Origin of the sequence: Chitinophaga terrae (ex Kim and Jung 2007) (assembly GCF_900107795.1) — a bacterium.
In the GTDB taxonomy this organism is placed as follows: Bacteria; Bacteroidota; Bacteroidia; order Chitinophagales; family Chitinophagaceae; genus Chitinophaga; species Chitinophaga terrae.
On record NZ_FNRL01000006.1, the window covers coordinates 39313 to 66260 of the forward strand.

Consider the following 26948-nt stretch of genomic DNA (forward strand, 5'->3'; position numbering starts at 1 on the left):
GTCAGAGATTTAATAGGTTTTTTTGAAGACAGAGCGACTTTCCTTTAATGTCATGATTCCCCTGTCTGTTTCTTTTTTCACCCGTATTAAGGTACCTTCTTCATCATATTCATAGAAAGTGGCAAAATTGTTTTCATCCATTTCTGCCATTAAACGCAGGGTGCTTTCATCGTAGGCATAAGACTTCATCGTCGCATCAAATGGAAATATCCTGAGGTCGTCGACTAACGCATTTCCTGAAATAACGAATTTGAGTCCGTTTGCGGCGTTAGGAATAGAAGCAATGTTGACTACTGCTTCTATTTGCTTCCATCCTTCAACAATTGCCTTGAAAGTAAAGGTCTGTGTAACGTTGTTAACCTTAAGATCAAAGTTCGGAAGCGTTTTACCGCTTGTACCATCTTTTACCCAGGCAGAAAATATATAGGTGCGGTTGGTTTGCGGAGCAAAGCCTTGTGGATATAAACCTTTGATAGGTTTCCTGTTATATTGTCCTAAAGCGTCTTTCGACAGATAAACACCGTCGCCCGGTTGATGCTTCTGATCATGCGCCAATGTTTTCAGTTCTATACTCGTATTTACTTTCAACGAATATTTTCCAGAATGGGAGTCATCCGAGTTCAATGCGCCAGGAAGACTTGCTTTGAAGGCTGTCGCAATGTCGAAGCTGTCTGAAATACAGGCTTCAGGAGTAACATTACAAGCTGTTTGATATTTATAATCCTCGAATCCGTCATAAAAAATTTCCCTGTTCATTGCATTTCCGGCAACGGCAGAAGGTAGTGCGCCTCTAAAGGAATAGAGTGCGCTACTATAGATGTTCAGGGCATTTTTATTTTCCAACTCCTGCCCATATCTATCGAATAAAGTGGCCGACCGCTTGGTTACCCATTTATCGCCTCCCGCAACGCTGGCCCACTTAACTCCGGCTGCATCGTAATACCAATATGACTTAAAGCCTGCCAGATAACCACTATTTTTCAAATTCAGTCCTTTTCCTTTGTTCTGGAAAATCTGTTGATCTACCCGGTTTACTTCGTACACTTTTTCTTCTGCTACCCGCCAATTGCCAAGAGCACCGATCACATAAGGATTTCTCACATCGTTAGGCGCTATACTTTCACAAGGAGCCGCCAGATTGCAGACATTAACGACGCCTCCATTTCCACAACTATACTTGGCAATCCTTCTGGTACCATTCTGGTTCAGAATGTAGGTATTAGTGACCTTATCGTCGTTATTTGGCAGATTTTCGTCTGGCAAAGCCGAAGTTGTAAAAACCCGTTGAAAGTCTGTCAGGTTTGAGGAAGAACTATTTGCTATAAAGTCGGATGACACGCCATAAATCTCCACTCCTATGGCGGCTTTATTTTTATCCGGGCTATTATATTGGGAAGGTCTGTTATAATACTCCATTCTCAACCTGTGCTTACCTACAGTTAAACTTACAGGTATTATGTTCCAGTACTTATAGTATATCGCACTGGCATCTTCTCCCAATTCGGGTGTATTCACTATCGCTACATCATCGATGTAAATCCTTGCCAAATCGTCAGCGCCCCAGCCCAATGAATAGGATTTACTTTCAGTTATATTAAAGCAGTATTCTATGCCCATCCAGGTACCGAGATAAGCGGTTCCTGTGTTCTTGAGACAAATTCCGGTACGGTTTAACCTGCCGCACGTAAAATATGGGTCACTTCGCCTGACTGATTGAATTCCGCCTCTTGGAATCCTTGCATGGCTGCTTGTATTTGACGCATAACTATTTCCGCCTTTCGAAATATATGAAGCGTTTCCGGCGGTACAATCCGTTCCTCCCCATAAATCATTTTTCTTGATCACCTCCGACGCGTCAGATTTTTTTATTTTCGCGCCAAACATACTGTATAATGAATCTTCGGGCGCATTAACGATCCGCAAAGAATCATTGGCATTAAAGACAGGAAACGTTTCACACCTGTTGATAGCAGGATTATAGACAGAACCCGGAGGGCAAAGACTACAGATCCTTGGAGCCCACTCCTCTTCATATAGCACCGCCGAAGCGTCTATAACTTTATAAGAAGTCAGATCACCGGCCGACAAAACCGCCAGCTTATTTCCCGCAACGGGATTTTTAAGTGTCACTATAGATGCCACTGAGGCCCCCAACTGGTTCCGGTACCCTGATCTCAAAACCTTTACTTCTCCCGAATAGTTCTTTGCAACCTGCCCCATAACATCAATTACCCGGGTACGAACAACCGGATCGGTTGATGTTGGCGTATTAATTACCCATAATCGTCCGTCGGTTGTATTTAAAGCATACAACTCGTCTCCTGCTGTCATCAGGCTGGCATTTTTCGTTACCACCCCGTTGGCATCAGTTTCCAGGCTTACAGTAGCGCCTATATTTTTATAGGCTCCCGACATTCTCGGGTACTTCCACCATGCCGGCATATTAACCGCGTAAACCGGGTCATTAAACTCATTGGTTGTACTGGTAACAACAGGTTGCCCGGTAATTCTGTCGAAAATTAAATTGGCGGCCGTTACGGAGGAACCGTTAATCATCTTCACCACCTTATCAACAATACCAACCTGCTGAATGGTTTTTAATACGCTGGCAGATCTGAATAACCTGTAATCATTATTCTCCCTTCTCGGCCAGTGAGGGATCGGTAATGTACCTATGAACGGGAACGGAATAACATCCACCCCTATCTGGATAGTAGTGCCATCAGTTCTGCTCTCCTGTTCTCTCATATCTGTTACCATCTCAATTTCACGGCCTATAACCTCCGCAGGTCTGATAGTCCCGGTTTCATCAATAGTGGCAACTTTATTATTGAGTTTGAATTTCCCGGCATCGATCGCCTCAGTCTTATAATAAGTAACCGTAGAGGATATTTCATTCCCACTTTGGTTGAATATTCTTTGCGCTTTAGGCTTTCCATGCATATCATTCAGCCAGATCGCATAGCCTTGCGACATCGCCAGCTCATATACCTGGTTACCTCCCCTGAAATTGGCCCAGCCCGCAGGCCCCTTCTGTCTGACGTCTGGTCGGGCCTGCGATTCAACGATCACCGGGAAATCCTTCGCTGTATAAAATTCTTCCTGTATCCAGCCGGTTGATTTGGCTGGATCTGCCTTTCCTGAAGCGTCAATATCCCTGACGATCACTTTGCTGTATCCGATCTGAGGTGCAGGGAACAGCATTTCTCCAAAAGGCTCTTCCAGGTAAAAATAGTTTGTAAGCGTACCTCTCGACTCCTGGCTGTAAGGAACAGGCATACGCATTGGATTCTCATCACCTCCAATATTAGGCTCATAAGAGGCTACCCCGCTGCTGATAATTTTATCGCCTTCAGTTGTCCGGTACTCATACTCCTGCCCATATTGTGCAGAAGACGCCGATCCTCCGCTCAATACGTTCCATTCATCCGTCATCCTGACCCTCTTGACCCTTACCGGCCCTCCCAACTTTATTCCATCAGCTTTTACCAAACGGGCATATGATTTTCCCAGGTTTACAGCTGTTGCAAACCTCCGATCCCGCGCCCGTTCATTAAAATTCTTCCTTATTTCAGCAAGGTTTCCAATTGCATGCACCAATGCATTCAACGCCCTTTCAATACCAGATTCATCTTTGATCCTATCTTCATACCCGGGGTAAGCATATTTTGGATACTCCAACCGCATCTTCTGCCATGCAGCCATGATCAATGGGTTAGCCGAAACGCCTCCTTCAGATACATCCTTGAACATAATACTATAAATGCCTCCGCCCTCGTCTTTAACGCTGGTGATCTCCGCGTAGCAGGAGATATAATCAAACCGGTCGTCAGACGACTGGTTGTCTACCATATCAGTTACGTTAACGTTCATTTTAACGTAGAAATCATTCCTTCCATTCAGGTAATCATCCACGAAATTTTTGAGTACCTGGGCGCTATTTGCACCTCTTAATGGGCCCGGGGCTTTAATTTTAATTCCTTTCGCATCCAGCAAACTGGAGGTAGCAACGCCACTTCCGTTTACCAGTCCCTGCACCTTGTACATCTGCATCGCCTTGCGATCCTGTACATAGGCATAGTCTCCCGCTTCATAGTCAACATTAATGGAACCGCCTGTAGGAAGCGAAATCCTGGTAAGGTTCCACATACGGGCATTCCGGTTAGCTACCGCTGTATCCTGTACAGCATAAGGATATTCATCATTTTTCAGTGCGGCAAAATCGCCGGTATTCGAAGGCTTGTAAACACCCCAGCGGTCCGTAACCTGCGTATCATATCCTGCACCTGTTGCATAGTCGAATGTATAACGGTGATGTTGTCCCTTAGTTGAACTGCCATAAGTGAAATACACCGACTTCAATGTCAATTTCCCTTCGTTATTCAGGCTGTTCGGCAGGTTCCCTTTACAGAGATCATAGGTATAATTGAAATGTGCGGTCTTGATGGGTTTCGACAAATCGCTTTTGGAATAAAGCCTTATCTCTATAAGGCGCTTCTGCTTTATGGAGTTGTCGATATTTCCCTTAATACCTGTTACCCCCAGCGCATCGTTCCTATCGCCTAAGATGAAGTACGCGATCTTTGTTTTTGTTTCGATAGAATTCAGGTACCACAGCTCTTTTCTTCCGTAAGTTAAAAGTCCTTTATCATCATCCTCGTCCGCATTTAAACCGCGGTTAAAGAACGCGGAATCTTTATTGATCGGGGTACGCCAGCCGAAAGTACCGTTCAATTTTGTGTAATTGAACTTAACGGCAGTACCAAGATCATCGTCGGTTATACCGTCGCCTTTCACATCAACATAGTCTGGACTTAATAACTGGGTCAATAAATAGGTAGTGGCATATGGCGCCTGTTTTTGACGCTGGTAGAATTTATTTTTGCCATAATTGTGATCTATTTCCGTTCCTGCGGCATTTGTCGTAAACGCGAGCAATTTTTTGCTTTTTGCCCCCGGCACGTTGGCAGGATTTGCGGAAAATGTATGTTCTTCCTGTAAAACGTTGTAAACAGGAATTCCATAAACCGCTCTTTTGCCATCCGGCTCCGTTACAGTGATTTCGCTGATATGATGGTACTTTCTCAGGCCGTCCTGCGAATATGCAAGTCCCTGTGGCGTAGGCCCGCATGATGGTGCAGCGATCTGGGCAGAATCGTTCAACGCATATTTAAAGGTTGGCTTCATGAAGTTCATGATTAGCGCCTCACGGCCTGTCAGGTAGCTGACAGTCGTATTCCTGACCTGGCGGCCGCTTTTCTTGAGTGGAACGCCCGGCGCATATATATTTCCGGATTTGTCATGAAACGACGCCCGCGAATTCCTTTCATCCAGGTTCACCGTTACCAGTTTTTCGCCCTGGATGCTGTTAACGTAAGACGCATCTTCTGCCGTCTGTTCTCCCATCATTTTGAAATAGGCCGGCTGCTCCTCGGGTCTGTCCGGGTCCGATTTATAGTCGGCCAACGAGAGGAAATTGTTTCCGTTCTTCCATTTGCCGGTAACGGAAGACATGGACTGGTCGTAAATATGAACACCTCCATGGAAGATAGTACCTATGCCATAGTCGGCGCCCAGTGAGAAATAATCTGATTTATCTTCCGCATTCGGATCGAATACCACACCGCTGCCATTCCTCTGTAACCTGAATTGTCCACTTCCGGTCTGGTTGGTATATGAAAAAAGATCCGGCGTGCTTACCGGCACTCCTAAATTCGGAAGATTAGGAATAATTGGATTATCCTTCTCCCTCATAAAATCCATTAATGCGGATTTATCGTTCGTCCCCCGGTCGGCATACAAGTATCCGTAAGCGAGGTTGAAGTTATTATTATAAAGAGGGGCCTGTTTTGTGAAATATCCGGTGAGCGCGCCGCCCATAAAATAAATCGCAACGGCGCCACCAACAGAAATTGAATAGCTCTGGCTCGTGTTTTTGTAACCGAATCCAATCCTCGGGTAGAAAGGGGGCGTATTATAAACATACGTTGCTCCTAATTCTGTAGTCAATTTCTGAAGCCCAAAAGATGTACCTAAAGTCAACTCCTGGAATCCTCCTCTTGTATTATAACTGAGATCTGCCGATGCTCCCGCATTTACTGCATTATGTACTGCCAGGAGATCCAACGACAAACCTCCTGTCAGGGTCACTCCATTGCTGGTATTTGAATTAATCCCGCCCTTCAGCGAACCGGTAAGCATACCGCCGTTGACCAAAGACACTGATAACCCGGCATTAGCCCCTAACTCAGCGCCAATCCCTGTATAACTGTCACTAAAAACACCCAGGCTCAGGCTACCCTTTAATTTGGGGATATCAATTCCTTTCAGTTCGAAGTTTCCGGTAAGTTTACCACCATATGTATACCTTGGCGCTGTTTCGTATTTCGTTTCAACCGGGTCGCCGGCAAAATCATCCGGCACCCCCCGTAACTGCCTGTTGATCGCCCCCACATTCAAATTCCATCCGAGACCCACCCAACTGGCTTCATCATCAATGCCGACCCCTGACGCATAGTTCAGGTTCAACGGGTACCCATCTACATCCATGATGGGTATATTGTATTTAAAACTTCCGCTGAAGAGGTCTACCATATTATTGGTGCTATAGGCTTCAAACTGTTTGTTTTCCGGTTGTGAAGGCCCGGAGGTCAACGCCCAGGAACGAAGCGGTAACAGGGTCTCTACAGTCAGCACAGACAAAAAGAAAATGGCCAGGGTCTTCTTTACTTTAATACTTTTTATGATCATAGCCCACAACTTAAAGAGTCAGATTTTTGGAGGAATTTTTTATCCAATGGAAATAACAAACGGGTTGATGTAAACAGCCAGTCTTTGAAAATAAAAGTGGTTTGCTGAACGGGCGCCCAGGACCTTCGTTCAAAGATCACCAGGTATTCAATATCGTGTTGCGCACCGTTCGCAATACGTTCAGCCCCTATTGGCGCAAGCGTATCCCTGTTCAGTACCAATTGAAACAAAGTATCTACTCCGTAACTGGCCGACTGTTTTTTCAGATCAGCCTCGTTTAAATGATGAACGTTTACTTTAAAACATATTTCGTCATCATTCCTTTCAGCGTTTTTATTATTAACCTGCTCCCAGCAAAGCGGCAAGTAGGTAACATTTACGATAGTAGCGCCAACCTGTTTTTGTTGTACCAGGCCGGAATAGGGTTGTTTCATCACCTCAACCAGCTTCGCTTTCCTATTGTTTTTGCAGGCGCAGAAGAAAACAATTGCCAGCAACATTGTATTTTTCATCACTTTTCTCATTCGGGATCGCTTTTAAACAAGAACCTTAATTGCTTTTTATCGCCATCCGGCAGTTTAACCGAGAGCTGGTAATAATACCCGTCTACAAATGCCTTGTTATCATTCAAATCGATATCGATGTGGTTATTACCCGTTTTTAACTTTACCTCCGGCAGTTTCCTGATCTTCATTTCAGGTTTGCTGGTACAGGTAATAGTATATTCCAGGGTAGCGGGGCCATAGGTATTATTTAATGAGAACAGCAACCGTCCCTTAGCCAGGTAGAAGTTACCTTTCACTAGATCGTCGATATTCCGGTAACCGTCGGGTGTTATCTTAGGTATGGTGTCATTACATTTTACTTCAAATGCCCACATTTCAGAATTTGCAAGCACCATTTCGTTCCTGTATGCCGTTACCTGCCAGACATACTGATGCCCTTCTTCCAATTCCCTTGCTGTGGAAGGATAGAATAACATCGGCATGCTGATGAATTGCTGGTTGATAATGGGAAAATTGTAGCGCAGGGCTTCCGCTCTCGCCTGCCCGGGTTTCAATTCTGTCAGGAACAACCTATACTGCATGCCTGGTATGGAAGGCAGTAATGGCTGCCAGTATAATGTCGGACGTTTATCACAGATCAGATCCTGGTCCATCGGACTGGTAAGGATCAAAGGAGAAAATGGTTGGAGATGATAATCAAAGCACTGTGTACCAACTGTCTCACCGGCGTGACTACCCTCTCCCACTAATTCGAAACAATACTCATAATCGTCTTCCGGAAAGTAACCGGACTGGCGGCATAAAGTAGCCACTTTTGAGGTACCGAAATTAACGGCAGCCCCATTCAGCAAACCCGGAGGCAGGGCATTCACTCCGGCATGCAGATCAAACCCCGGAGTAGTGATTGTCACAACTCTCCCTGACGATGCAGTAACAGTGATCTGGAGTTTGGCCCTCCCTGCCTCGGTTGGAGGAACATTTACCCGGAGTTGGAAAAGGCCATCCAAGGTCCTGCCCTGAACTTCCGGTAAGAAAATAAAAGACACCTGGGCTGTAAGTGATGTGCTGACAAACAGTAACACAAATAGCAAACAATATTTTAAACAATTCATATCCTATCTGTTAAGCTGATAATTTAGAGAGAGTTGTGTGTTGAAATTGCCAAACAGGTAATTCTGCGGAGTATTCAGGAGCTGCTTCCGTATATCTATATACCAGTTTGCCTGCAAACGTTGCAATAGCGTAACATTGATGCTTTGGCGGACACCTGTCTGTCTGACCACGTTGGCGTTATCAAGGTAGTTAATACCGCTGCTGCCACTGATATTCCTGGTAAGCGGATAACTCCAAGCTGTTTCGGCAGTAAAAAGATTGCCATATACCGCCTGATCTTTCACATCTTTATTATAGAACAGGCTAAGGGTGAGAATATTTGTGTTGACTACAATGCTATGGTTCATATTTATATTCAGCAGCAAACTCTTTGCATCAGCAATATGCATTTGCTGAAATCCTAATCCCAGGTTATTCGTCTGAAGAAGGTCGAATAATTTTCCGCTAAGCTGAGAGCCAACGTTGACTTGCCTGTTGAGGAACGCGGTATATTTACCTGTTTCATCTGCACGTTTCATTACTGATTGTCCTACCCTTGCGGTTAACGAAAGATTCTTCTTTAATTTCCATCTGCTGTCTATGGCATACTGCCGGTTATGCCAGCCACTATTTGCGGAGGCAGATGTTTTTGTATCCTGCCTGTCGGTTCTGACGCCAACCATAAACCTGCGTTTATTCCAGGTTCGTCTTACGTTCAAACCATACCTCACTGTTCCCCGGGTACCGCCAGTGGAAGCCGGGTTGTTATAGGCCATTCCTGAATAACTGAAGTAAACACGCTGGGTAATCCCTGCTTCTTTTATTTCCCCGGCATAATCCAAACCGGCAGAAAATGTTTCCCAGAAATCATTGAACAGGCCAAACGCCGCGGTTTTAGAGGAAAGGGCATAACTGTTTCCTACGGCAGCATTATTAAACTCTGTATTTGATTTTGAAATATCGGCTGTAATGTTGCCATACTCGCCCAGGCTGATCTGTTCCGAGAAAGCTCCCACAAAAATATTGCGCTTCAGAGAAGCGGCATCAAACTGCCGGAATTGTTTGTTCTGCGTCCTGGCATTCACCAGGGCAACATGGCTATGGGATTCATTAATATCACCAACCCCGGTTTGGAGGAACTGTATTTTGTATGCCCCAGGATCCAGCGAAGAAGTGAATTGCTGATCTTTAATATCGCCTCCCATCCGGGTGCTACCCAGACCCAGCATCAAAAATTTGTCTTTATTCAGGAAAGCTCCTTCGGCGCCCGACATAAACAGGTTGTTTGCTCCTCCTTTGCTGCCACCGGCAGCAATATTTCCTATATTAAGATGCTTGGCTTGCAGTAATACTTTCTGAAGAAAATTAAGGGGAAGTAATTCCTTGATGTTTCGTTGCTGCATTGCAGGATCGCTTAACTGCTGGCTAATCTTATTAGTCGTATTTTGTTGCGCAACCAACATCTCTTTAGCCTGCAAACCCTGAACTACACTTCGTTTGAGGGCCAAAACCCTGCTTATATATTGTTGCGCCGCCAATACCGTGGCCTCATGGCCATTGATGCTATCGGTTACTTTTCTCTCAAGATCGGAGGCTGAAAGTTGCAGCGCGCTGTTGCTGATCAAAAGCTGTTTGATCTGGCTGCTGTCTAACCAGATCAGCTCATCGGGGCTTACCAGGTTTTTTAACGTACCGGCCTGCAAGGGATCTTTTACCACAGCGCTCATCTCCTCCTGCAAATCCTGCAATTGCTTGCTGGCAAAAGATTTAACGGCAGACCCCAGATTAATGTCCTGTAGAAAATATTTGTTGAGATCATAACTCTTGCTTACATAGCCGTTTAATCTTTTTAAATAGGCGTCTTTATCAAAAGAGATCTTTTTCAGATGCTGGCTTGCCAGGTCGTTTAAATTTGGAGTAGTTCCGGATAAGTTATCGTAAACGATGTTAACAGGAATATTTCCGATCACCAGCTGATCCTCGAAATGTACGCCGAATGAAGATTTCAACATAGCGCCGGGACTATTGTCGTACCGGGCGGTAGCTGATAGCCCTTTAAAATGATTATCATAGGCGGAAGCCTTCATAAGAGTAAGCGCAGATGCCTCATTTTTCAATGCATAGAATCCTCTTAGCCGTTCGGTGAGATAGCCGGATAGTTTATTACCTTGTTTAAAAAGTTGATAATTCTCATTGACCTGTTGCAATTGTTTCTTACCATATACAGCAGAAACATGCTGATAGAAAAGCTTTTTTACAGTATCGTTCAATACCGTAGGGGCAACGCTATGAAGGTTTACAGCGGCAACATGATTTCTTGTGTTTAAAGAATCAATCAGTGCTTTTTGTAACGCGGGATTAACCTGTAACAGGCTATTATAATCGGGTTGCTTTATTCGTTGCTGGCTGAATAAGGCAATAGGGAACAACGTCGTTAGCGCAACGACGATTAATCTTCTAGGCATAAGGATCAACTTATTTGAACACTAAAACACAGGCGCAATAATCCCATAACCAATGTTATGAATGACTCATAATAACATGGTTACAGCAACATCACTTGAGTTTTACACTGGAAAACAATTGGTTAAGTCGGGACAGTATAAAACAGGCTACATGAATTAATTTTTACTACGTTCCACCTGTTATACAGTCATAGGTATTATCAGGGCGGCACGGATTAACAAAATAATTCTCAACAATTATTTACGGCACTAAAATAATTAGACTTTTTGGAAAATCAAAAACATATGCATGTAATTTCTTTTTTGGGATAACAATTTTTATTATCGTAAAATTTGATAAAAAGATACAACTGAGAGTTTTGGGTAAACAAACAAATAATTGTTCTTTTCTACTGTTGTGCAATTTAGAAAAATATCTTCAATCGCAACATTCATCTCTAAAATTTTTCGCCCACACACATCAGCCATCTGTCTAAAATCCGCGATAGATTAGCTTTATTTACGCCTGTCTCCAGGCACGATATAGCGATTCACAAAATACAGCATTCTGAAACCAGGCAAAAATTATCACGACCAGTGATATGGTACTTATGTGAATGAACCTAACGATTACTCCGGCTATCTTCACTGCTGATCTCACCTGTGCGCTGAACTTCCTTCTTTACAAACCTGCTGATGCGGAAAAAATAAACAGGACCGGCCACAATAGCCAGTCCTGTTTACTGATACAAATATCGTTTAACCGCTCCCGTTAGTGCATAGGCGTATTGCTTAAATCTTTATTAAGCACTTCTGCCAGTTCGGGATGTTCCTTCTTTTCACGGGAAAGCACCTTGTAAATAATAACAATGCTGAGTAATATAAACACAGCGCCGATTAGGAAATGTACGCCAGGCAAATGGAACGGGGCCTTGGCAGAGGTAAAATAAGCAAAAGCGCCGTTCATAATCAATGGGCCGATAATGGTGGTAAGACTCATCAGGCTGGTAAGCGCTCCCTGCAGCTCCCCTTGCTGGTTAGCAGGTACATGACCGGATATCACGGACTGTAAAGAAGGTCCGCAGATCCCGCCCAGGCAATAAGGAACCAGGAACACGAACATCATCCAGCCCTGTGTGGCAAAGCCAAATAATACCAGGCCCAATGTGTACAGCGATAAGCCGAGGTAAATACTTTTTTCGTTACCTATCTTGGGGTTAATAACCCTGGTTAAACCCGCCTGTACGGCGCCTACGAGCACGCCTACAACGGCCAGGGAAATACCTACCATTTTTTCACTCCAGTGGAAAGTATAGATGGTAAAGAAATTCCAGTTGCTCTGCACGGCCTGTGCGCCAAGGTAGATCAGGAAGAACCCGAATGCCAGTCCACCTATTTCAGGGTGCCGGGTTAAAAATTTCAGTGATCCGAAAGGATTGGCGCGTTTCCAGTCGAACGGCCGGCGATTTTCCGTGCCCAGCGATTCCGGCAGGAAAAAGTATCCCCAGATGCAGTTTCCCAGGCAAAGTATTGCAGCGGCGTAAAAAGGCGCCCTGATGCCCCAGTTGGCCAGCAATGCACCCAGCGCAGGACCCAGCACAAATCCCAGCCCAAAGGCGGCGCCTATCAACCCAAAATTCTTTGCCCTGGATGTTTCATCGGTGCTTACATCCGCTATATAAGCGGTGGCCGTAGTAAAACTGGCCCCTGTGATACCGGCAATGATACGGCCGGCAAACAACCAGCCATAGGCCGGCGCCAGCGCCAGGATAATGTAATCGATCCCGAAACCCAGTAAGGAGAGCAATAAAACAGGGCGGCGGCCATATTTATCACTGAGGTTTCCGATCACCGGGGAAAATACAAACTGTGTGATCGCAAAAACAGATAAGAGCAATGCGCCATAAGTACTGGCTTCGTTAACCGGGATGTGCTTTAACTGTGCAATAAGATCTGCCATCACGGGAATGATCAATCCCCATCCCATTACATCAATGAGCAACGTAACGAAAATAAAACTGATGGCAGCCTTTCTGGATGGGTGCATATAGATAGATGGTTTTGTATGTTGATGATTTTCGGATGTTTTTCTTCGCAACGGACTTCCCTTATCCAGGGCTCAAATATATACCCCGCAGATGCGCAATAGAAAGCTTTTTCCGGCCAGGATCATTTTTCTGCCGGTAAAACCAAATGTTTTACCGGTAAAAAGACCGGTCACAAAAAGCTTGCAACTGTTGCTGCAGGGCATGTTTTAGGCAGGAAATTTATATGTTACCACGTTAATTGCGGTAATAATACTCCTTGTCCACGGAGTTGTGTATTTAATATTTCATAAGCGTTGCTATGAAAAGCGTCTTTCTGGTAATGCTCCAGTACAACGGTCGTTTTTATAACGGAAACACGCCATAGATCGTGATAGCCTAGCTGTTTCCTCGTCAATATTGCCGGCACTAAACCTATTCTATTTCCAATAATGTATCCAATTGGCCCTAAAAACTAAATCCCCAGGCAATACTTCCCTGGTGGATCCCTCCAAAATACAAAATTGAAAACCCACTTCCTAATAATCAACATATCAAAAAAGCCGTACTCCAATGAATACGGCTCCGATATAAATAACTTGCTATTCCAAACGCTTTATTAACCCTTGCTCCACTGCTAACCAGGAATCAAGGCTGCCCTCCTGCTCCCAATAATCTTTCATTCCGGAAGCGGCAGTGATCTTGTTTACAGCTGTAATCGCCTGATTTCTCAGTGCACGGGTAGCGATCAGGTTCAGAATATCCAATTGATCTAACGGATCTTCAGGGAAATCTTCGCTTGGCTTGCCAACTAATGCTGCCACCGTTTCTGCAGCCGCCAATGCTTCTTCGCAATCCGAAACTTCCAATGGCTCATGATTATTGATAACACGTGCCAATGTATCCGAAACCAATCCCCCATCCTTATTGTCTATCAGATCAAATATCCAGTCCTGTGATCCATCATTTTCAAAATTCCTGGTGCCCCAAGCGCCCATAGTAATTATGTTTTTTATTTCTGTAATAAAGATATTAGTCTTTAAGTTTTTTTACAACAAACAATACCCGGGATCAGTTCAAACTTCTGAAATCCACCGGCACCAGCTTACTTACTCCCGGTTCCTGCATGGTTACTCCATAGATCACATCCACAGCGGCCATTGTTTGCTTGTTATGTGTAACGATTATAAACTGAGAATTGTCAGAGAACTTCCTGATCATGTTAGTGAATTTGCCCACATTGGCATCATCCAGCGGAGCGTCTACCTCATCCAGGATACAGAAAGGGGCCGGTTTGATCAGGTAAATAGCAAACAACAACGCGGTAGCCGTAAGGGTCTTTTCGCCCCCGGATAACTGCGTGATCGCTGCCGGGCGTTTACCCTTTGGCTTGGCAATGATCTCTATTCCTGTATCTGCCAGGTTTTCAGGATCGCTCAATATCATATCGCACTGGTCTTCTTCTGTGAACAGCGCCTTGAACACCCGGATAAAGTTTTCCTTTACCTGGTTGAAAGTATCCAGGAACTTCTGGTTAGCGGTAGATTCCACTTCCTGGATGGTTGCCAGCAACGAATCTTTCGCATTCACCAGGTCTGTTTTCTGCTCTAATATAAACTCATACCTTTTCTTCATTTCCTGGTAAGCTTCGATGGCTGTAGGATTGATCTCTCCCATATTCTCCATCCGCTTTTTCAGCCTTTCTGCACTGGCCTGCAATTCATCTACCGGCAGCTCTGAACTGCGTTGTTCATCTATGATCTCGTCCAGGTTCACCTTGAACTCAACGCTCAGCCGCTCTTTCATCGAGGTCAACTGAAGTTTCAATTCGTTCACCTTGTCTTTGATGGTATTGAGCTGTTGTTCCAATTGTTCCTTCGCCCTTTGCTTTACACGCAGCGCACTTTCCAGTTCCTGCAAATGGTTGCGGAAGTTGTAGTACTCCTGGTCTTTTTCATTGAGCGCCTTTTCTTCTTCTTCCCTTTTACGGAACAGCTCCACTAATCCATCGTCGGCATGACTCAGTTTCTCCTGCGCAATTTCAATATTCAACACCGCATCTTCCAGTTGTGCTTTGTTGCTGGTGATCTGCTGGTGTAAATCCGATAATTGTTTGCGTTTGAATTCCAGTTCCTGTTTCAGCGCCTGCACTTTACTCTGCTGGCGGGTATGCTGCAGGTTCTGGTTATTGTATTGCACAGTGGCCATATTGAACTGTTGTTCGGCTTCCTGTGCGGTCTTTTCTGCTTCTGCAATGCCATCCTGCAATTCCAGCACCCTTTCGTTCAGGCTTTCCAGTTCGTCTTTCACGCCGGAAATACTTTCCTGGTTGGTAGCCAGCGACTGCTGCATTTCTTCCAGGCGTTTATCGCCTGCTTCTATCAGGTGATGAAAGTTTTCAATGCGGTTCTGCAAGCCGAACAACTGGTTGCTCAGCTGACTTACCTTTTCCCTGGCGGCATTGATATTATTTTCATTCAGCTGGCTGTTATAGCCCAGTACTTCGTTATGCTTTTCCTGCAAGGCTGTACGAAGCTGTCCTACAACGGATTCCAGGTCTTTGATCTCCTGCTCTAACTTTTCCAGGTTCTTGGCCCTTCCCAGTTTTTTCCCTTCAAACAGCCCGACAGAACCTCCGCTGATATTGTATTTACCGCGGTGCATGCGGCCTGATTTTTCTACCAGCAACATGCGGTCGTCAGACAGCTGGCTGAATTCCAACCGGGTCAGGTCCTCGCCCACAAAGACTTTTCCTAAAAGGTGTTGTCCAAGGCCCTTGTATTTTTCATCTATCTCCACTACGTCGAGGGCTGCGATAGTGCCCGGAGGCGCCAGCGGCGTATTCTCGGTCGTTTTGAACTGGTCGAGTATAAAGAAGTTTGCTTTCCCTTTTTTATTGCTGTCGAGCAGTTGGATAGCCTGTATGGCTTCCTGCACGTTGTTGACAACATAATAGCTTAAATATGGTTCCAGCAGGTTCTCGATACAGGTGCGATATTCTTCTTTACAGAAGAAAATATCGCTGAGGATCGGAGCCTCATTGTTCCAGTCGGGGTTCTTTTTGAGGAATTTAATACTCTCGGGGTAGCCTTCGAGACTATCGACCAATGATTTCAGCAGGTCGTATTCGTTCTTTTTGGCGTCCAGGCTCCGGTTCTCGTCTACGAGGCGGTCCCTGAGTCCTTCGATGTCTGACTGGGTAGCCAGGATCTTGGATTTGGTTTCTTCCTGGAAACGCACCATTTCATCCAGCGCATTTTTGCTGTCGGACAAGGTGGTTTGCAACGCTTCCTTCTCTGTTTCCAGCTGGGCGATTTGTGATAACCGGCTGGTTTTCTCTTCCTGTAACTGCTGGATGCTTCTCTGCAGGTTTAACACGGAGGTATCGGCAACGGCTACTTTCTTTTCGGCTTCAAACTGTTGGCGTTGCCAGCGTTGCTGGTCATTGCGCAATGTTTCCAAAGCCTGTTTCTTCTGCTGGAAACGCTCTTTCTTCTCCTCTACCATGTCGCGCAGGGTTTCCAGTTCGTCGGCCATGGTGTCGAAGATCTCGGTTTCTTCCACTACCTGTTTTTCGGTGAATTCTATGGAAGAAGAGAGGCCTTGCAACTGTCCTTCCGCGCCGGCGAGGAAGTCTGTAATATTTTTTTCCCGCTCCCTCAGGTAAGTTAACTGCTGGGTAGCGAGGTTTTTATCGTTTTCTTTGGTACGGATAGCGGCTACTACTTCGTTGAAAGACTTCTGCAATACCTGCAGTTCTCTTTCCTTTGCTACGAAGTGCAGTTTATCCTGTTCTACTGCTGCTTCAGCAGAGAGTATTTCGGTTTCCAGGGCCAGTTTGCGGTCGCTTTCCGCCTGCTGGGTTTCTGTCAGGTCTTTGAAGGTGATGTTAAAGCCTTCGAGCGCTGCTTTTGCCAGCTCTATGCTCACTTCCCTGTATTCCTTCTTTACTTCATAATACCTCTCGGCTTTCCGGGCCTGGCTTTCAAGAGTTTTCAGGTTGTTATTGATCTCAAATAACAGGTCCTCGATCCTGTTCAGATCGCCCTCTGTTGCGTCCAGCTTGGTTTTAGCCTCTTTCTTACGGGTTTTGTAGATAGAAATACCGGCGGCTTGCTCCAGCATTCTTCTCCGGCTGTTTTCCTTATCCTTGATGATGTCATCTACCATCCCGAGTTCGATGATGGCGTAGGAATCGGTACTTACGCCGGTATCCATAAACAGGTTATGAATATCTTTTAACCGGCATGCTACATCGTTGAGGCGGTATTCGCTATCGCCATTCTTGTAGAATTTGCGTGTAATTGTAACCGTAGTAAATTCAGTGGGTAATACGTTCTTGGTGTTCTCAAAGGTGAGGCTAACTTCAGCCATACCGCTCGCCGAACGGCTTTTGGATCCATTGAACACTAAACCGGCCTGATTTTCTGACCTCAGGTTGCTGATCTTGTGCTCTCCGATCACCCAGCGAATGGAGTCGATAATATTGCTTTTGCCGCAACCATTTGGCCCAATCACACCTGTAATTCCCTCATCAAACTGCAATACGGTTTTATCCGCAAAACTTTTAAAGCCTTTAATTTCTAGTGTTTTTAAGCGCACGTCGTACTCCGAGGTTTTTAAGGCGTCAAAGATATAATTTTACCCGAAACGAAAAGTAATATAATGCAATTTAGATGTCCGGGGTTTTATGAATTTATGAAATTTACTGCACAACTATTTCACAATTAATGCACATACGAAAATCGAAAAACAGGCGTTTCCCGGAAATCAGCCGGGCAAACCTTATCTTTGCGGGACTAAAAACCCATTAACGTTTGCGCAAGGAACAGCTGATCAACGACATCAAGAATTTCCTCTATAGTTATCATTTCAGCAACGGTATGCGTACTACTATCAGCGTAGTGGTGCCTTCCCTTGTTTTTGCCGCCATGGATCAACTGGTACTGGGTATCGCCGTATCTATGGGCGCCCTCTGTACCGCCCTCAGCGATGTTCCCGGCACTATCATCCATAAACGCAATGGGCTGATAATCAGCACAATACTAATATTCTTCACCGCCCTGATCACCGGCCTCCTGGTGCCCTACCCCTTGCTCATGGGGGCATGGATAGCCATCTGCTGTTTCGTGTATGCCATGTTCCTGGTCTACGGCATCAGGGGCGGCAACATCGGCATGGGATGCCTGCTCGTCATGGTATCCATCCTGGGAGAAACCAATCTCACCCCTTCCCTTACCCTCCTGCACTCCTCCATGGTGCTGCTGGGAAGCATCTGGTATGCCATGCTGGCGCTCATTCTCTGGCAGATCCGTCCATACCTCAATGTACAACAGGCGTTGGGCGATTGCATCATCCAGACAGCCAAATACCTGGAACTAAGAGCTAAATTCTATACCCCCGGTATCGACGTTACCGCAAATTATAAAGAAGTACTTGAGCAACAGGTCATTGTAAACGAGAAACAGGAAAACGTAAGGGAACTCCTGCTGAAACGCCGTTCCGCCCAACAGGGCACTACCAGCATCAGCAAAAGTATGGTGCTGATCTTCCTGGATATGGTAGACATGCAGGAGCAGATCATGGCCTCCCAAACCGACTATAACGCCCTGCAAAACGATTTTAAAGACCAGGACGTGCTGGATAAGTTCCATGACCTGATCCTGGAGTTCGCGCAGGAACTGCGCAATATCGGGCTGGCAGTGGCTTCCGGCCAGCGCTCTCTCCCCAAAGCCAATCTCAAATACGAGATGGAAAAAGTGAAGACGGTGATCTCCGATATCACCCTCCAACTGCCTACTTTAAAGGAAAGGACCAAAACCATCCCCCTCACGAATATCCTGCAAAACCTGCAGGACATGGCCCAGCGGATCTATAACCTTCACAGGCTGACAAGATTGGAGAGAGTGAAGGAAGAAGTGATAGACCCCAAGCTGGAACTTTCGAAATTCACTACACGCCAGAAATACGATGTAGAAACATTCAGGAATAACCTCACTTTCCAATCGCATATTTTCAGGCATGCCATCCGTGTAAGTATTGCTACCGTAGCGGGATATGCGCTGGGCATGATCTGGCATCTCGACCGCGTTTACTGGATCCTGTTAACTACCATCGTCATACTCAAACCCGGCTTCGGACTCACCAGGTCCAGGAGCATACAACGGGTGATAGGTACAATAACAGGAGCCGTTTTTGCCGCCATCCTGCTGCATTTCACAGAAAACAACACGGTGATATTCATTACCATGCTGCTTTGCATCCTGGGCGCATACAGCTTTATGAGCATCCATTATACGGTCAGTGTATTTTTTGTAACGCCGTTTATTATATTCCTGTTGCACCTCCTGCACCCGGCAGACCTGTACAATGCCACTCAACGGGTACTGGATACTTTTATTGGCGGAAGCCTGGCGTTCTTCGCCAACATGCTCCTATGGCCGGCCTGGGAACATAATTTCCTGCCCGACTATATGACTAAAATGCTGCAGGCCAACAGGAAATATTTTGAAACCGTGATGAGAACCTATTCCAACGAACAGGTATCGGTCACCGATTTTAAACTGGCCAGGAAAGAAACTTATGTAGAAAGTGCGAATATGATGTCGGCCTTCCAGCGGATGTTGTCTGAACCGAAGAGCAAACAAAAACGGGCATCCCAGGTTTATCACTACGTAGTACTGAACCATGCCCTTACCTCTCATACAGCCACCCTGGGGGCTTACAGCATGAACCACGGGGTGCAGTTCCCGCGACCCGAGTACCGGGAGATCACCGACTTCCTGTTAAACTATATGAACCAGTTGCTGCTCATGATAACGCAGGGCGATGTTGCCGCTCCATCCACTCATGTTCACGCTTTCGACAGGCTGGATGCTCACCTGGAAGACCTGGTAACTGCCAGGCAACAGGAGATCAATGAAGGGAAAGGGCCTACGCCAACGAGGGATGAAATGCTGGAAACCAAGCAGGTGAGAGATCAGCTCCGGGCAATCCTTTCGATTGTAAGAGATATGGCAAAAGCGTTGTCCAATGCGCCAAAAGCAGAGGAAGAAGTAAAGGCTTAAAAGAAGAAGGCCCGAAAGCAATTGCTTTCGGGCCTTCTTCTTTTCTATTCCTCTAAAATAATAAATTGATCTGTTACCGGTTTCAGGGCTTCATACACCCTATCTAAAAATGCAGGACCTTCCTGCGCATACCAGGGCATAAAGTTCTCTTTACGCTCCTGTAAAGAATTCCCGGGGAACAACCGGCTTCTTAACTGCCTGATCTGATCGCCCTGCCATGCAAATTTCTTTTTCTCCGCTTTCAGGTATTTATGTTCCAGCTTCCCGATAGATTTCAGCGCCCGTTTCCTTTCGGCGCCCACGCTGGCAACCAGCGTGATATCTATACTACGGGCTTTTTCTTCCAACCCGTCATACAACTTCTCTATCGCCTCATATTCATCTTTTAAAACCAGGGCAGTATTGGTATGCTTCTTTACAAAGCTCGTCACTATTTCCTCTGTAGGCTGAAACAGGTCTGTTACCTGCAATTCCAGTTTCTTTAATCGTTGTTGGGAGAATTCATCTACCAGTAACAACGAATTTCTCAGCAAGAGGATAGGATACGGCACTTTATAGTGTTCAAACAATTGCTGTAATTCAAGCCAGTAGGCAATTTCGCCGCCTCCGCCAATAAATGCGATATTAGGCAGGATAGTTTCCTGGAACATTCCCCGGAGGATCACATTAGGACTGAATTTTTCAGGATGTTCAGTCAGTTCCTTTTCGAGGGAGGATTCATCAAATGTCAACGCAGTGTGTAAGACTTTCCACTCATTACCCTGTTTTACAATCCTTTCTCTCAATCCCTTTTCTAAATAAAACAGGTTAATTTCTCTTGGATTTGCCTGGACTTTATATTGTTCGGGAAGTTTTGCCAATGTATCGTTAACGATGCCATATGAAACCTGGTTCAAAAGCTCGTCCCTCATTACAGGTATGTAAAGCTCCTTCAGTGCCGGGTTATCAGGAACCAGCACTACCAGTCCAAACCTGCCAAACAACTCGTTTACCAGGTACAAGGTAGCTGTTTGAATAGAATCGTGTTCCAGGTAAGCCTTCTGTAATAATTCAATCAATTCGGCGGCATGAGGGGCATAGCCAAGGGCGTTTTTCACCGAGGTAATAAGCGGTTCCAGGCTGGCCGGCTCCATTTTCCCTACTGGTCCCTGCTGGTCTGTAGCCCAGGTAAGGGTTTTGCCATCTATATAAATGCTGCCCAATTCATCCAGGTCGGCATCTTCGCTTCCCATATAATACACGGGAACAAAGTGACGATCGGGGTATTGTTCCTTTAATTCTTTGGCCAGCTTAATGGTTTGCAGGATCTTATAAACAAAATAAAGATAACCGGTGAAGATATTCGGCTGATGAGCCGTACAAACAGTAAAAGTACCGGGTTGCAATAAGGAGCTTATGTTATCCTGCACCTGTTTGCTGGTATTTAAACCGCTGTACTGTGCTGTTAATGCCTGTACCAGTGCTGCTCTTGGGGTGTTAAATTGCTCGCGGGCCGCTATGGCTGCAGAAAAATCCGGGCGCGTAGGTGAATATTTGTAGAAAGGCCTGATCTGTTGACATTCTTCTAAAAAATCTGTTACCAGCTGCGTAAAATAACCTGTTTTCCCATAAGGAATATACTCGAGCATAAATAGTTCGCAATTTCAAATTACCAATTTTCCTGATGCAGTGCCAATACATCGAAATTTTTGAATGTACGAAGTTAAAGGTTTCTCGTAGATTTTCACGCAAAGGGGCTAAGAAAGGCAAAGAGGCGTAAGATTTTTTTGCCTTTCTTAGCCCCTTTGCGTGAAAACCCACGAGCGGAATTGGCTTCAGATTTGGATGAAGGTCCGTAAAGTTTACTGACTATGAAGATTGCTGTTCTTTCTCCGATCGCCTGGCGAACACCCCCACTGCATTATGGCCCATGGGAACAAATGGCTTCCAACCTGGCCGAAGGTTTAGTCGAAAAAGGCCTGGACGTAACTTTATTTGCGACCGCCGACTCGGTCACCAGGGGTAAATTATCTGCTATTGTACCCCGGGCGTATGAAGAAGATAAGTCGGCAGACGCTAAGGTAAGTGAGTGCATGCATATCAGTTACCTGATGGAACAAGCGGGCAACTTTGATATCATCCACAATCATTACGACTTCCTGCCCCTTACTTACTCCCGTTTGATAAAAACGCCTATTGTAACCACCATACATGGTTTTTCATCCCAGCAGATCGTTCCGGTGTACAAGCGGTATAACGACATAGTAAAATACGTTTCTATCAGCAATGCCGACCAGCACCCGGAGCTGGAATATGCCGCCACCGTATATAACGGGATCAAAACCGGCGATTTTGAGTTCACCCCCGAGCCGGATGATTACCTCCTTTATTATGGCCGTATCCATGCGGATAAAGGTACCCATGAAGCGATCCAGATCGCGCTGCATTCCAACAGGCAATTGATCATTGCAGGTATTATACAGGATGAGGCGTATTTTAATGAGAAGGTAAAACCGTATGTCGACAATGAACAGATCCGGTATGTAGGCGCTGTTGGCGGGGAAGACAGGAAACAGCTGCTGGGAAAAGCCAAAGCATTGCTGCATCCTATCCTCTTCAAAGAGCCCTTTGGATTGAGCGTTGCGGAAGCAATGTATTGCGGCACACCGGTGATCGCCTTTAATAAAGGCGCCATGCCGGAGCTGATCAAAGACAGGAAAACCGGTTTCTTAACCAACGATGTGCTGGAAGCTACAGCGGCAATAGAGGATCTCAGCCTGATAGACCGCCATGAATGCCATATACATGCGAAGGAAAATTTCAGTGCAGAGAAAATGATAGAAGGATATTTAAAGGTATATGATCAGTTATGATCATATACCATCTTCCTTGATCTGGTTCAGCAGTTTTTGCAGGTTTACAGTGGCAAAACCTGAGGCATAGTCAGACAAGCCATAAGGGATGATAAGCTCGTCGTTATGTATGAGCGCCCCGCAGGAATAGAGTACGTTTGGCACATACCCTTCTCTTTCATCTTTATTCGGCATCAGCAATGGCTCTTTCAACCGGCCAATTTCTACAGAAGGATCATTCAGATCCAGCAGACTGGCGCCGATGCAATAAGTACGCATAGGCCCTACTCCGTGGGTCATTATCAGCCAGCCTTCAGGCGTTTCTATTGGAGAACCGCAGTTGCCCACCTGTACAAACTCCCATGGATATTTAGGGGTTTGCAGCAGCTGGGGATTTTCCCAGATGTTGATCTTATCCGAATACATGATGTAGCCGTTGATACCATCGATCCGGGATATCATTACATAACGCCCGTTTATTTTGCGCGGGAAGAGCGCCAGGTTCTTGTTCTGCGCTCCCTCTCCATACAAGGGCATGATCTTGAAATTATAGAAGTCTTTCGTTTGCAGGAGTTTGGGCTGTATAGTAAACCCATCGTAGGCGGTATAAGTAGCGTAATAGGTCACACTTCCGTCTTCGCCGGTGAACTTAACGAAACGGGCGTCTTCTATTCCTTTTCTTTCTGCGTCGGAATAGGGGAAGATCACCCTGTCGGAAAGATCGGTGTCTAAAGAGAAATTGAGTTCGTAGTACGAATCGGCCAGCCACAGCACTCTTTCAAGCCCTTTCTTCAGCAGGTGATCCATCTGGAAACGCTGCTGCATTTCACGGATCACTTTTTTCAGGGAAAGATAATCGAATTCGTCGGAGAGGTTATTGGCAATCTCGTTTCGGACAGAGTCGGGCAAACTGATAGACACTGCGCTCTGGAAGAAAGTGTCTTTATTATACATAGAGTTGCGGATCACTTCCGCCTCATCTACGTAATTACCCGGTGCAGTCAATGTAATTTCATTGTTCTTGTCTATCACACCCGATCGGAAAGCAATGGAGGATACGTGTCCTTCCCCTACCGCCCGGAAACTCATGATAACGCGTTTCTGTCCTTCTTCCAACCCGCTCTGGTCAATATCTTCCACGATGCAAGGGTTAAAAAAAGCGGCAGATTCGATTGAATATTCATTGGTGAAATAAGATCCGGTCAGGAGCTTGCGTTTGAGGGAGAGACTATCGAAATCGATTTGCAGGCCGGGGTATAGATGCCTTAACCGGCCTGCATGTCGTTCGAATATCCTGGTGATGTTCCTGTGTCTTCTTGAAAATTCTCTTAAAATAGGCATTACCGTTAGATCCACTTCCTCGTCACTCATTGCGGACACTTGTTGAATAATAGATTTAGCCCTGGCCTCTCCGTTGAAAAAAAATCTAGCCACCACCCTTTTCAGATCAGGATAAATTTTAGTGGTTTTCCGCTCAATTGACAATCGCATGTGAATCGTTTTGTTAAATACTGAATCCGTCTTCTAATACACTGCCCTTTTTCACAACAACAATGCCGTCTTTCACGGTGTATTTTTCAAAATCTCCATCTGCGAGGTGCTTGCCCCCGTTTATATGTACGCCATTCCCGATAGCGCAGTTTTTATCAATTATCGCGTTGCTGATCACGCAGTTTTCGCCTATTCCCATGGTTGGTCTGCCTTCCTGTTGCGCCTTTTCGATTTCTTCCAATGTCTGGTAGTAATCGCTACCCATAATATAGGCGTCGTTGATCACGGTTCCTTTACCGATACGGGTACGGATACCCACAACCACTCTTTCGAGCCTGTCTGCCATTATAATACAACCGTCGGCGATCATTGTTTTGTGCATAGTGCCTGAAATTTTCGCCGGAGGAAGCATGCGCGCCCTGGAGTAGATGGTATTAGCGTTATCGTACAGGTTAAAAGGAGGTATATCGTCTGTGAGCCGGATATTGGCTTCGAAGAAGGAATGAATGTTCCCGATATCTGTCCAGTACCCTTCATACTGGTAGCTGAAGATCCTTCTTTTCGATTCAATGGCATGCGGGATCAGCTGTTTGCCGAAATCGGCCGCCTCAGGCTGATTGTTCAGCAATTCCTGCAATACATCCTTGTTGAAAATATAAATACCCATGCTCGCCAGGTAAATACGGCCTTCCTGCTTCATCTCTTCGCTTACTTCGGAAGCCCATGGCGGCAATACGGCCTGGGAAGGTTTTTCTGTGAACGAGGTGATAGCGCCGGATGCATCTTCTTTCAAAATACCAAAGTCTGAGGCTTCCTCTGCTTTCACCGGGATGGTGGCAATAGAGATCTCAGCGTTGGAATCGATATGATGCTGTATCATCTTTTTGAAGTCCATCTGGTACAACTGGTCGCCCGACAGGATCAGGATGTACTTATAGTCGAAGTTCTCCAGGTGATGCATACACTGTCGTACGGCGTCGGCCGTTCCCTGGTACCAGGTAGGGTTGTCCGGGGTTTGTTCAGCAGCGAGAATATCGACAAATCCCTTATCGAAGTTGCTGAAGTGATATGTATTCTTAATATGCTTGTTTAGAGAAGCAGAGTTGAATTGAGTAAGCACAAAGATCCTATTCAATTCGGCATTGAGGCAATTGGAAATAGGGATATCTACCAACCTGTATTTACCGGCCAGAGGTACCGCAGGTTTAGAGCGTCTACGAGTCAGCGGATACAACCTGGTGCCGGCTCCCCCTCCAAGAATGATTGACATTACATCGTTAGTCATAATGGGAATTTTAAACAGAAGTTATTTCATATTACTATACATATCCAGATAACGTTGTGCTGAAGTGCCCCATGCGTGGTTTTCGTGCATTCCGCGCTGTTGCACTGTCCGGAAATTCGGTTGGTCATTATATAACTGAACCGCCCTTCTCACCGCCGCACAGGCATCCCAACCAGCCGGTTGTACAAATCGGATACCTACGCCGCCGGGATCTCCAAAATCTATTACGGTATCTTTCAGTCCACCCGTACTTCTCACTATAGGAATGGTTCCATAGCGAAGGGCATACATCTGGTTAAGGCCACAGGGCTCGACCCGCGATGGCATTAAAAGAAAATCGCTGCCGGCATAGATCAGGTGACTCAGGGATTCGTCGTAGCCTATATGCAGGTTAAATCCGTGGCTTACAAGGTATCGGGTTTGCTGCAACGACCACTCTATATGTGGATCGCCGCTCCCCAAAACGAGGAAATTTACTTCTCCGGGAAAATCGTAGATGGTTTTGCCGATGATCTCAGGCAGCAGATCCGCTCCCTTATCTCCTACCAGTCTTCCGATAAAAGAAATCAATGGCAGGGAAGTGTCGAAGCCGAACCGTTCGCATAACAACTGCTTGTTCGCTGCTTTTCCTTCCGCTACCTCCTGGATATCGTAAGTATGGTTAAGCATATGATCGGTCGACGGATCCCAGATAGCGGTATCTATCCCGTTGAGGATGCCTACCATCTTGGCGCTTTCGTGCCGGATAAGGCCTTCCAGTCCCGCGGCATTTTCGTGCAGTTCTTCCATGTAGCCCGGCGATACAGTAGTTACCCTCCACGCGCATTTGATTGCGGCTGCAAGAGGGTTAATAGCGCCGTTCCAGTCGAGCTGCCCCGACTTCCACAGGTCAAATGCCGGCAGCAGGTACAGTTTATCCCATCCGAACTGGCCCTGGTATTGGGCGTTATGAATGGTCAAAACAGTTGGCACCTCTTTCAGCCGGTCGTATTTATATCCATAAGAAAGCAGGAAAGGGATTAAACCGGTGTGGTGATCATGGCAATGGATCACATCGGGGAGATGGTTCCATTCATTGATCCAGTCGAGCACCGCTATCTGGAACCCCAGGAAGCGTTCCGTATCATTGCTGTACCCATATACGCCGGGGGTATCCAGCAATCCAGGTATCTCTACCAGGTACAGGTCAAAGCCTAACTCGTTACTCCTTTCTTTCAAAACATTGAAATGGTACCAACCATGGCCCATCCACATGCCACCCTGGTGTACTACATCGAATTCGTGGGTTTCGTAGTAGCGTGTACGATAGGCCGGCACTATTACTTTCGCAAAGTTGCCTAACTCCTGCTGGTACTTGGGAAGTGCTCCAACTACGTCTCCCAGTCCTCCGACTTTAGCCACCGGGTAACATTCCGCGCTGACGTGTAAAATTTCCATGCTAATTAATTGATAATCCTA

Annotated in this window: 13 protein-coding genes; 2 read left to right on the forward strand and 11 right to left on the reverse strand. The window is 45.8% G+C overall.

Annotated features, from left to right (window positions below):
• Positions 1–9 precede the first annotated feature (9 nt).
• From BLV62_RS08050 to smc, 7 genes are all read right to left on the reverse strand, one after another.
• Positions 10–6750, reverse strand: a complete 6741-nt coding sequence (locus BLV62_RS08050) for a hypothetical protein (protein WP_089760444.1) — start codon at positions 6748–6750, stop codon at positions 10–12.
• Entirely contained in the window at positions 6747–7274 is a 528-nt protein-coding gene (locus BLV62_RS08055; protein WP_089760447.1) for a hypothetical protein, read from the reverse strand. Before BLV62_RS08055 ends, BLV62_RS08050 begins: the two co-directional genes overlap by 4 nt.
• Entirely contained in the window at positions 7271–8368 is a 1098-nt protein-coding gene (locus BLV62_RS08060) for a DUF928 domain-containing protein (RefSeq protein WP_139170018.1), read from the reverse strand. Before BLV62_RS08060 ends, BLV62_RS08055 begins: the two co-directional genes overlap by 4 nt.
• Before the next feature lie 3 nt (positions 8369–8371).
• On the reverse strand, positions 8372–10813 hold the full coding sequence (locus BLV62_RS08065; RefSeq protein WP_139170020.1) for a hypothetical protein: 2442 nt from the start codon (positions 10811–10813) through the stop codon (positions 8372–8374).
• A 751-nt stretch (positions 10814–11564) separates the two neighbouring features.
• Entirely contained in the window at positions 11565–12839 is a 1275-nt protein-coding gene (locus tag BLV62_RS08070; RefSeq protein WP_089760850.1) for a TCR/Tet family MFS transporter, read from the reverse strand.
• A gap of 579 nt (positions 12840–13418) precedes the next feature.
• Positions 13419–13814, reverse strand: a complete 396-nt coding sequence (locus tag BLV62_RS08075) for a DUF4259 domain-containing protein (RefSeq protein ID WP_089760454.1) — start codon at positions 13812–13814, stop codon at positions 13419–13421.
• A gap of 73 nt (positions 13815–13887) precedes the next feature.
• Entirely contained in the window at positions 13888–17418 is a 3531-nt protein-coding gene (gene smc, locus BLV62_RS08080; protein ID WP_089760456.1) for a chromosome segregation protein SMC, read from the reverse strand.
• A gap of 215 nt (positions 17419–17633) precedes the next feature.
• Between smc and BLV62_RS08085 the strand changes: the two genes are divergently transcribed.
• Positions 17634–19883 (forward strand): FUSC family protein, encoded by a 2250-nt coding sequence (locus BLV62_RS08085; RefSeq protein WP_089760458.1) that lies wholly within the window; start codon positions 17634–17636, stop codon positions 19881–19883.
• Between the two features lie 44 nt (positions 19884–19927).
• On the opposite strand, the gene bshC is transcribed toward BLV62_RS08085, so the two are convergent.
• Complete coding sequence (gene bshC, locus BLV62_RS08090; RefSeq protein ID WP_089760460.1) at positions 19928–21511, reverse strand: bacillithiol biosynthesis cysteine-adding enzyme BshC; 1584 nt, start codon at positions 21509–21511, stop codon at positions 19928–19930.
• Positions 21512–21733: 222 nt separating this feature from the next.
• Here bshC and BLV62_RS08095 point away from each other — a divergent pair, with 222 nt between their 5' ends.
• Positions 21734–22735 (forward strand): glycosyltransferase family 4 protein, encoded by a 1002-nt coding sequence (locus BLV62_RS08095; protein WP_089760462.1) that lies wholly within the window; start codon positions 21734–21736, stop codon positions 22733–22735.
• On the opposite strand, the gene BLV62_RS08100 is transcribed toward BLV62_RS08095, so the two are convergent.
• From BLV62_RS08100 to BLV62_RS08110, 3 genes are read right to left on the reverse strand one after another with little or no spacing between them, the layout of a single operon-like run.
• Positions 22736–24205 (reverse strand): glycoside hydrolase family 130 protein, encoded by a 1470-nt coding sequence (locus tag BLV62_RS08100; RefSeq protein WP_089760464.1) that lies wholly within the window; start codon positions 24203–24205, stop codon positions 22736–22738.
• A gap of 13 nt (positions 24206–24218) precedes the next feature.
• Positions 24219–25490, reverse strand: coding sequence for a glucose-1-phosphate adenylyltransferase (locus tag BLV62_RS08105; RefSeq protein WP_089760466.1), 1272 nt, complete (start codon positions 25488–25490; stop codon positions 24219–24221).
• A gap of 21 nt (positions 25491–25511) precedes the next feature.
• Positions 25512–26927 (reverse strand): glycogen synthase, encoded by a 1416-nt coding sequence (locus BLV62_RS08110; protein ID WP_089760468.1) that lies wholly within the window; start codon positions 26925–26927, stop codon positions 25512–25514.
• Positions 26928–26948: the final 21 nt, after the last annotated feature.